Origin of the sequence: Proteiniphilum sp. UBA1028 (assembly GCF_002316955.1) — a bacterium.
In the GTDB taxonomy this organism is placed as follows: domain Bacteria; phylum Bacteroidota; class Bacteroidia; order Bacteroidales; family Dysgonomonadaceae; genus Proteiniphilum.
Genome location: NZ_DCEN01000011.1, coordinates 1 through 5,958, shown reverse-complemented (window position 1 = coordinate 5,958; position 5,958 = coordinate 1). Strand labels below are relative to the sequence as shown.

Genomic DNA, 5,958 nt, shown 5'->3' with positions numbered 1-5,958 from the left:
TTTATGTTGTTTATACAGTTTCCACATCGTCTAAACAACTATTTCTGTCAGAATGTTTGTCATGCCTCTTCAAAATGAATCACTTCACTATTGTGTGTGCGGGATAGTATTTTGTCTTGAGGCGTTTTGACACATTCACCAGCAGGATCAGCACGGGCACCTCCACCAGGGGACCAACCACACCGGCGAAAGCTTGTCCGCTATGCAACCCGAAAACGCCGATGGCCACAGCAATGGCCAGCTCAAAATTGTTGCCCGAGGCGGTAAACGAGATGGAAGCGTTCTTGTCGTAGGAGGTATGCATCGCTTTGCTGGCAAAGAAGCTGATAAAGAACATCAGGGTAAAATAGATTATCAGCGGGATGGCTATGCGCACCACGTCCATGGGGATCTCCACGATCAGTTCGCCCTTGAGGCTGAACATCAGCACAATGGTAAACAGCAGGGCTATCAGCGTAATCGGTGATATGGCCGGAATAAATTTCTTTTCGTACCAGCTCACCCCTTTCACCTTCACCAGGATTAGCCGACTCAACATGCCCATCAGGAACGGAATGCCCAGATAAATGGCAACAGTTCGGGCGATGGTTCCGATGGAAATGTCCACGATGGCCCCCTCGAAACCGAATAACGGAGGCAGCTTCGTGATAAATAACCAGGCGTAAAAGCTGTAAAAGAACACCTGAAAGATGCTGTTCAGCGCAACCAGGCCAGCGCCATACTCACTGTTCCCTCCCGCCAGATCGTTCCACACCAGCACCATGGCGATACAACGTGCCAACCCGATCAGGATGACGCCGATCATATATTCGGGATAATCGCGCAGGAAAACAATCGCCAACAGGAACATCAGGATGGGCCCGATGATCCAGTTCAGCACGAGCGATATGGTGAGCACCTTTCCATTGGTGAACACGTTGGGCAGCAACTTATAATCCACCTTTGCCAATGGCGGATACATCATCAGAATTAAACCGATGGCCAGCGGGATGTTGACGGTGCCCCTCGACAGGGCATCGACCCGTCCGCCGAAAGAGGGAATGAAATAACCCAGTGCCACACCTACAGCCATCGCCAGGAATATCCAGAGGGTAAGGTACCTGTCCAGGAAACGCATGTTACTTTTACTCATGAACCTGATATTTAGGGAGCGATTGTACATCACTCTGAATCCAATTTTGTTAAACTCTTTTATTTTTATTTAATCGGATAGGATGCACAAAAAGTCAGACTTTTCGCGCAACAACATCAACCGGGTAAGATGTTTGTCTTCTCTTCTGCTTTTATTGTCGGATATGATTCACATAAAACGCATGAAATTCCTCTTTTATTTCATCGCGTACGCGGACATATTCCGAGAGGATAAATTCAGGCGTACCCGTCGCATCCGACGGATCGTCAAAGCCGATATGCAGGCGGTGTTTCACTTTTCCCATAAAGGCCGGGCAACTCTCGTTCGCACCGCCACAGACCGTGATCACATAGTCCCATTCCCCGTCCAGGTACTTATCCACACTGTCGGAGGTGTGATGTGAAATATCAATACCCGCTTCTTTCATGACTTCTACCGCTTTGGGATTTAACTTGCCGCTTGCGTTTGTGCCGGCCGAATGAACATCCAGGTCCGGATCGAACGATTGCAGAAAACCATGTGCCATCTGGCTACGGCAACTATTTCCTGTACACAGGATTAAAATTCGTTTATTCATCTGTTTGTTTTTTTTTGCTTTTACGGTAATTGAAAAAATTCCCGACTCTCCTGATTTAAACGCTTTCAAAGAATCACGATGCATATATTTTAAAAGTAGCTCATCGGGCATATTCACTTTCTTCCTGCTAACGACTTCGATTTCATTGAACTTTGCCATGGATATCTCAGCGAGGTAATTTTCCTGCGGTATTGCTCCGGCCACACACCCCACATACATTTCAACAGCTTTTGAGAGCTCCCGGGGAAGCTCCCCTTTCAGTACGATGTCAGATATACAGAAATGACCTCCGGGTTTTAAAACACGGTATATTTCGTGAAATATCTTATCTTTTGCAGGAAGCAAATTGAGCACACAATTACTGATGACTAAATCGATTGAACTGCTTTCAACCGGTAAATTTTCAATATCCCCTTCACGAAATTCTACATTTTGGAATCCTCTTTTTTTTGTATTTTCTCGTGCTTTAGCAACCATTGCCGGGGTAAAGTCAACTCCGATCACTTTCCCGGATTCTCCTACTTCCGCACGGGCGATAAAACAGTCATTCCCGGCTCCTGAGCCTAAGTCCAAAACGATGTCTCCTTTTTGTATATTCGCAAACTGCGTTGGGATCCCGCATCCTAATCCCATATCCGCCTCGGCAATATATCCGTCAAAAGCACGGTAGTCTTCACTCATTATACTATGACCATCTACTGAACAACAGGAGGAAGAGCAACAGGAGGATTTCTGATTTAGCAAAACAATATCCCCATATTTTTGCTTCACCACTTCTTTTATTTTATCGTTCTTTTTCATCGCGCTCATTATAAATTTCTCCATTCAATCAGCGCCGTATGCTCACCGGAAAGTTCTTTCACTTTCCCAATCCACGAAAATTCACTCCGAGCTTTTGATTGCAGAAAAGGGTTCTCAGTATATACCAGTGAGAGGCAGGAGTTGACCACCCACCATTTGTTGTGTATGCCGGCCCGCTGTAAATCGGCTTGTAGCCTTTCCGCTTCAAATACAGGTGTTGCTTCAGGCAGGGTGACGATCACCACCTCCGTCTCTTCCGGGTTTCTCAAACGGGGCAATAACCGGCTTACCGAATCGGAAATACCCTGTGCCCTTTCCACTTCCTTATGGTAACTTTGTGTGGAATCCAGCAGGAGGAGCGTGTGGCCGGTAGGTGCGGTATCAATCACCACAATTTCAGTGTCTGCCTTGTCCACAATTTCAGCGAAAGCTTTAAATACCGCTATTTCCTGGGTACAGGGAGAACGCAGATCCTCTTCTATATATGCCATATCTTCGGCGCTCATGTTCGGTGCGGCCTTGCCACGTACCTCATTCTTGTATTTTTCCAACTCCGTTGCTTCATCGATGCGGCTCACAGAGATACCGGCTTTCAAAGCAAGGTCGTAATTCAGGTGGTTTGCCGGGTCGGTAGTCGTCAGGTGCACCTTGGCCCCGCGTGCAGATAATCCGAGTGCAATATTTGTAGCCAACGTGGTTTTGCCTACGCCCCCTTTTCCCATCGTAAAAACAACCCGTTTACCGCTGGCATAGAGATCATCAATTAAATCTTCCAGCCCTTTTTCGCTCCTCATCGGTTTGTAGTCATCGATCAACTCCACATTGTCCTCGTACAATAACCTGCGGATATTGGCAATATCCGATAAATTATAAGAACGTAATGGAACAGTGAATGTGGGGTAGTCCGCTATTTCATCCGGAATGTCTTGCAAAGCCGATTGCTGTTTTTCGTGAATTTCATGGAATACCCTATCCTCATTTTGCAATTGCTGCAAAACCCCGTTGATCACCAGAATCTGATTCTTTATGCCCAGCAGTTGCAGCTCGTGCGACGAACGGGCAGCTTCATGTAAGGCAGATGTCTCGGGACGACTCACTAGTACGAGACGGGTTTTACTGCCGTCTGCCAGGGTATTGACCGCCTCTTTATAAATATCTTTCCGTTCCTCAAGACCCGACAATTGACCCAGACACGATGCACCGTGTGTACTCTCGCTGATAAACGTACTCCAGGCAGAAGGCAACTGCAACATACGCAACGTATGACCCGTAGGGGCTGTATCGAAGATGATATGGTCATATTCCGATTGTTTGGAGGCATCCGTCAGAAAATCGGAAAATGCATTGAACGCGGCAATCTCCACCGTGCAGGAGCCCGAGAGTTGTTCCTCCATATTCCGGAGTACGCTGACAGGCAGTTTTCCCCTGAACGGAGAGATGACACTTTCCCGGTATGCAGCCGCTTCCTGTTCCGGATCAAGGTTTACCACCGTAAGCCCCGGCACATTGGCAACAGACGTACCTTGTCCGTTCAATTTTTGGGCGAAAACATCCTGAAGGTTTGATGCCGGATCCGTACTGATCAGCAGGATTTTCTTTCCACCATCTGCCAAGCCTATTGCGGTTGCACAGGCAACCGATGTTTTTCCTACTCCTCCTTTACCGGTAAAAAAGAGGTATTTTGCGATTGCTGTTTCTGATAAATTAAATGGTTTCATCATTGTTTATTCAAATCTGCAAATTACTTAACCGGGATAAAGTCCAGGGAAATTCCCGTCCACTCACCCAGTTGTTTGCTGGTGGGATAAACTTTGGACAGAACGATTTCTCCGTCTACCAATGTGATGGGTAAAGCTTCGGCTCCCTGCTCCTGTAAACATTGGTTTACCACACTATTCGAAACAAATGCCCGGGGTTCATCCTTTAAATTATGACGGGTAATGTTGACACCCTTTCTTTTTAACGTATCGGTTACCGTGGCCATCCTCATTAATTCAGGATTAATATTCGGGCCGCACAATCCGGTGGGGCAACACATGGCCGGATCAAAAATCTCAATCGTTTTCATTGTTTATCTGATTAGTTTTGGTCTATATAATTATATCAACATCGTTTTGATCATAGAGTTTTATCTTCGCCGAACAACGAACATAAAAAGCAAAAAAATAGATCGCCTTAACAATTTATCCCTTTCCCGTCGAACAAGTTGAAAAGATCTGAAAAGAGTTTTCGGGCAATTTCCCAATTCTCTTTGTGGATGCAATACCGTACTTTTGGCGCTTCAATCTCTCCCTGTATCAAACCGGCCTCTTTCAATTCCTTCAGATGTTGTGAAACGGTAGATTTGGCCATGGGAAGCTCGTCGTGGATATCGCCAAAAAAGCAACTGTCCTGAGAGGCTAGAAATACCAGAATCTCAATCCGGGTTGGATGTCCCAACGCTTTCGCCAGGCGGGCCACCATCTCCTGTTCTGCTGTCTGTAACGTATGCTTTGTTGTCTCCATACTTCAATTAATGTTCGCAAATATACGAACACTAATTGAATCATCCAAATTTTCGGAACACGAAATATGGATTCATCGTGAAATGCCCGAAGAAAATTACATGCAGGGAGTTATCGCACTATAATGTATCGGTTATGAGTTCAGCATGACACCTCTCTGGAAAGAAAATTGATAAATATTAAAGAGAGGTTGTGAGTTTCCACTTAACGTTCTGAGGGAGGATGAAAAAATAATGTACACGAAAACTTGAATTAGTTGATAAATCAGACTATGTTTGCAAAGACAAACTTTAGATGGAAATCGTATATTTCGATGCCCTTATCTCTTGTTATCCAAAAGAAAAACAATTTAATCCACGAAGCTATGAGCAGAGGATTTGTCAAAGAAGGAGATCAGGAAGAAATTCCAATGGTACCACCCAGGGCTTACTTACCCGAAGGAGCAACAAACTATGTGACCCAGGTGGGAATGGATGAACTATTGGCCGAAAAAGAGAAGCTTATCAACGAAAAGGAACATCTAAACAAAGCCAATGAAAATGAGAAACGGATAGCGTTGAACCATATTAATGCAAAATTGTATTTGCTGAACAATCGAATAGATACAGCCATAATCGTTCCTCTCGATGAGCAGCCTCAAAATGAAATAAGGTTCGGTGCACGGGTAACTCTCAAAATTGAAGAATCGAAGAGAATCAAAACTTTTCAGATAGTAGGTGTTGATGAGGCTGATGTTTCCAAGGGGAAAATCTCGTTCGTATCGCCTTTGGCAAATGAGTTGATTGATAAAAAAATTGGAGACAAAGTGGTTCTAAAACGGCCCAAGAAAGATATTGTTTATGAAATCATGGACATAGCCTATGCATGAAAGCTAACAAAGCCATCCCATGGTAGAATAAGGCGGTTTTGTTTTCCCAGACAAGTACCCGAATAGAAAGAGGGTG

6 protein-coding genes and 1 pseudogene are annotated in these 5,958 nt (G+C 45.1%); 1 reads left to right on the top strand and 6 read right to left on the bottom strand.

Annotation, left to right across the window (positions count from 1 at the left end):
- Positions 1–79 precede the first annotated feature (79 nt).
- From arsB to B3Z75_RS01280, 6 genes and pseudogenes are all read right to left on the bottom strand, one after another.
- Positions 80–1,132, bottom strand: coding sequence for an ACR3 family arsenite efflux transporter (gene arsB / locus B3Z75_RS01300; protein ID WP_294066929.1), 1,053 nt, complete (start codon positions 1,130–1,132; stop codon positions 80–82).
- A gap of 151 nt (positions 1,133–1,283) precedes the next feature.
- The gene (locus B3Z75_RS14215) at positions 1,284–1,709 is read right to left on the bottom strand and encodes an arsenate reductase ArsC (protein WP_349676017.1); all 426 of its coding nucleotides are present in this window, start codon (positions 1,707–1,709) and stop codon (positions 1,284–1,286) included.
- A 12-nt stretch (positions 1,710–1,721) separates the two neighbouring features.
- Positions 1,722–2,510 (bottom strand): annotated as a pseudogene (gene arsM / locus B3Z75_RS14210) (arsenite methyltransferase); the annotation flags it as partial.
- Positions 2,511–2,518: 8 nt separating this feature from the next.
- Positions 2,519–4,228 (bottom strand): arsenical pump-driving ATPase, encoded by a 1,710-nt coding sequence (arsA, locus tag B3Z75_RS01290; RefSeq protein WP_294066982.1) that lies wholly within the window; start codon positions 4,226–4,228, stop codon positions 2,519–2,521.
- A 23-nt stretch (positions 4,229–4,251) separates the two neighbouring features.
- The gene (arsD, locus tag B3Z75_RS01285; protein ID WP_294066923.1) at positions 4,252–4,578 is read right to left on the bottom strand and encodes an arsenite efflux transporter metallochaperone ArsD; all 327 of its coding nucleotides are present in this window, start codon (positions 4,576–4,578) and stop codon (positions 4,252–4,254) included.
- A gap of 107 nt (positions 4,579–4,685) precedes the next feature.
- Positions 4,686–5,015 carry an ArsR/SmtB family transcription factor gene (locus B3Z75_RS01280; RefSeq protein ID WP_294066920.1) on the bottom strand — a complete coding sequence of 110 codons (330 nt, stop codon included), beginning with the start codon at positions 5,013–5,015 and terminating at the stop codon, positions 4,686–4,688.
- Positions 5,016–5,285: 270 nt separating this feature from the next.
- Here B3Z75_RS01280 and B3Z75_RS01275 point away from each other — a divergent pair, with 270 nt between their 5' ends.
- Positions 5,286–5,882, top strand: a complete 597-nt coding sequence (locus B3Z75_RS01275; protein ID WP_294066917.1) for a GreA/GreB family elongation factor — start codon at positions 5,286–5,288, stop codon at positions 5,880–5,882.
- Positions 5,883–5,958 lie beyond the last annotated feature (76 nt).

What these genes read in the sequence shown, in the direction of transcription:
- arsB (WP_294066929.1), bottom strand. Translation starts at nt 1,132, where the DNA reads ATGAGTAAAAGTAACATGCGTTTCCTGGACAGGTACCTTACCCTCTGG.
- B3Z75_RS14215 (WP_349676017.1), bottom strand. Translation starts at nt 1,709, where the DNA reads ATGAATAAACGAATTTTAATCCTGTGTACAGGAAATAGTTGCCGTAGC.
- arsA (WP_294066982.1), bottom strand. Translation starts at nt 4,228, where the DNA reads ATGAAACCATTTAATTTATCAGAAACAGCAATCGCAAAATACCTCTTT.
- arsD (WP_294066923.1), bottom strand. Translation starts at nt 4,578, where the DNA reads ATGAAAACGATTGAGATTTTTGATCCGGCCATGTGTTGCCCCACCGGA.
- B3Z75_RS01280 (WP_294066920.1), bottom strand. Translation starts at nt 5,015, where the DNA reads ATGGAGACAACAAAGCATACGTTACAGACAGCAGAACAGGAGATGGTG.
- B3Z75_RS01275 (WP_294066917.1), top strand. Translation starts at nt 5,286, where the DNA reads ATGTTTGCAAAGACAAACTTTAGATGGAAATCGTATATTTCGATGCCC.